The organism is Candidatus Igneacidithiobacillus taiwanensis (genome assembly GCF_031962545.1).
In the GTDB taxonomy this organism is placed as follows: Bacteria; Pseudomonadota; Gammaproteobacteria; order Acidithiobacillales; family Acidithiobacillaceae; genus Igneacidithiobacillus; species Igneacidithiobacillus taiwanensis.
This window is the reverse complement of record NZ_JAVRKK010000220.1, coordinates 1-2,605: the sequence shown is the minus strand read 5'-3', so window position 1 is coordinate 2,605 and position 2,605 is coordinate 1. Positions and strand designations below refer to the sequence as shown.

At 52.7% G+C, this 2,605-nt stretch carries 4 protein-coding genes; 2 read left to right on the top strand and 2 right to left on the bottom strand.

Annotation, left to right across the window (positions count from 1 at the left end; translation table 11 throughout):
- Positions 1-406: 406 nt before the first annotated feature.
- Positions 407-952, top strand: coding sequence for a hypothetical protein (locus tag RTI30_RS13950; protein WP_312284107.1), 546 nt, complete (start codon positions 407-409; stop codon positions 950-952).
- A 265-nt stretch (positions 953-1,217) separates the two neighbouring features.
- On the opposite strand, the gene RTI30_RS13945 is transcribed toward RTI30_RS13950, so the two are convergent.
- Both RTI30_RS13945 and RTI30_RS13940 read right to left on the bottom strand, forming a co-directional pair.
- A complete protein-coding gene (locus RTI30_RS13945; RefSeq protein WP_312284106.1) occupies positions 1,218-1,649 on the bottom strand; it encodes a putative toxin-antitoxin system toxin component, PIN family in 432 nt (143 codons plus the stop codon).
- Between the two features lie 6 nt (positions 1,650-1,655).
- A complete protein-coding gene (locus tag RTI30_RS13940; protein WP_312284105.1) occupies positions 1,656-1,949 on the bottom strand; it encodes a type II toxin-antitoxin system Phd/YefM family antitoxin in 294 nt (97 codons plus the stop codon).
- 151 nt (positions 1,950-2,100) lie between these two features.
- On the opposite strand from RTI30_RS13940, the gene RTI30_RS13935 reads away from it, so the two are divergent.
- A partial coding sequence (locus tag RTI30_RS13935; RefSeq protein ID WP_312284104.1) for an SWIM zinc finger family protein occupies positions 2,101-2,605 on the top strand: 505 nt, incomplete at its 3' end.

Sequence of the window (2,605 nt, the reverse complement as noted above, 5' to 3'; positions counted from 1 at the left end):
AGGGGATGGTCCTGCGGTACTCGCTGCTCCGGCGACAGATAGCTGAACATATTGCCCGTCTCCACCTTCGCACCGCGCATGCCTATCCCCCTGCCTCATCCCGTAACTCGACGAATTATAACACGGACTTTTTCAGCATCCTCCTAGCGGCATTTATGGAAAATGAAATAAAGGCTATTCCATCCGCGTATGATTGCAGTCATTGAACTCTGCATTCAGGCTACAGTTGCTGGTAAATCACCAATAGCGGCAGACGGCCAGGAGCGGCTTCTAGTGTCGTCTCATCTTACCGTCTTCTTTTTTATTGAACGGACATCAGTTTCATGGGTCTGATCTATGCACACGAATCCGATGTTCATGGGGCATCGCTTGCGATTAAGCCCATGCCCACAAAGATGGTAGTTTTATGTTGCGAGAAACGGCAATGAGCTTCACGACATTAACAGAGGATCAGGTGCGGGAGCTATACAGGTTGTACCGGTTCTATTGGCAAGAGGCGCGACGGTGCGAAAAGTCGAAAGCGTACTTGGCTGGGTGCTTGATGCTCGGTTCGGCATTGGAAACATTGCTCATGCTTATGGTTAACGTTTATCCAGAGGTGGCGATAAATTCCGGAAAGGCTCCGACGAGAAGACGCCACCCAAAGCCCTTGTTCAAATGGACTCTCAGCGAATTATTAGATGTTGCGAAGATGTTGGGCTGGCTTCCAAGTGCTCTTGATAACGAGTTGAGCTCTAGAAAAGCCAAGATCGGTGATTATGCCGAAGTGAGCAGACAAGTCAGAAACCTGATTCATCCCGCCCGCTACGTTGAAGATCATTTCCGTAAGAGAATCACAGCAAGATACTTGGCACACCAATTCGAGGTGGTTAGCTTGTGTAAGGATTGGCTTGCCTATCACAATACGCAGCAACTCCTCAAACATATGGAGAATGAAGAAGGCAACGATTAGGCGTGATTGTTTATCCAGTTTTTCGGCCAATCTATAACAATTTGAATCGCCATATGTTTTCTAGACTCTTCGTGATTCTCTCAGGCTTAAAATGTCTGCAGCGCGGAGGATAGCAGACAATCTGGCGGAAATGTGCCAATGACCGTAGAGGGTCGGATGATGTCATTGGCCCTCCGCTGCTGAATGTCCGCTTCCAGTCTATTCCGGTCGTTCAAAGGGCGACCTCGACCGACAGCTTTTGGCCGATAACCGCCCAATCATGGAGTTACACTCCCCCATGCGCCTGCCAAAATTCCACTGGGGTGATTATCGGGTATCGGTCAGCCAAAACCAGGGGATCGTTGTCCCCGGTGATGAGGTAGTCAGCGCCTGACGCCTGGAGGGCGGCCAGCAATGTCTGCAGCACCGGTTGATCCTTCTCATCACGCAAATGTGGATCTATTCCGGGCCATGGGGCGATCAGTTCTGCTTGGATGGCGAGAATATCTACCAGATCGCTCATCTCGTCCACCGTCAACCCATGGCGATGCACCAGACGTGGCAGGACCCGGCGCAGTTCATCCAAGATGTAGTCCGAAAGCAGCACTTCAACGGAACCATGTCGCCACTCGGCCAGGATCTTGCCCGGAACGCTGGCTGGATAGGCTATGCCGGAAAGCAGCACATTGGTGTCCAGCACCACCCGCAATGCCACCATGAACGGCTAATGATCCTCAGCGGGAATGGTCGATCTCCGCCGTTCCTGAGCGACGGCTGCCTCGATCTCTTCTGCCCCGATAGACTCCGTCACCTGCGAGAATCCCGCTTCCATCTTTTGGCACAGCGCATCAAAACGACCCTGCATCCGTCGTATGCGCTCGAAAAGCCGGGCATCGATCAGCACGGCAACGGGTTTCCCGTCTTTATTGATGATCACACTGTCGTGACGGTACTGCACCTGGTTGAGCATTTCTCCCAAGTTCTGGCGAAAATTGACCGCGTTGGTTTCCGTAATCATGGCACTACCTCTTATTAACCATAATGATCATAATGGTTTGCTGCCATCCCAAGTTCAATCCGGTATCGGTCCTTACCGCTACATTGCAGGCTTAGCCCCTATTTGGGAGACTTCCAGGCTGCATGAGGGTTATGGAGCACTTACCCCAAACATGGCGGCACAAAGTTACGGAAACACCTGGTGGGGGACTCAGTGGCTCAACGCGTTGACCCATATCGATTGTGATAATCGCCTCCCGAGGGGACGGAGTTACGCCAACCGGGGCGCGGTCCTTCAGTTGGAGATTCAAGACGGACGCATCCGGGCCCAAGTCCAGGGTTCTCGGTCAAAACCTTATCAAATCGAGATCGACGTTCCGCCCATCTCGCCTACCCAAACCCAGTCGTTCCTGGATACGCTGACACGTGATCCGCTGATCATTTCTCGGATGCTCAATCGGGAGTTGGACCCGGCCGTACTGGAGCAAGCGCAGTCCCTGGGAATCCCGGTCTTTCCGGCACATTGGAAGGATCTGTCCATGCGCTGTTCCTGTCCGGACTGGGCGGTGCCCTGCAAGCATATCGCAGCCGTAATTTATCTGGTGAGCCGCGAGATCGATGGTAATCCTTTCCTGGTCTTTTCGCTCAAAGGCGTCGATTTGATTGAGGCGCTACGGG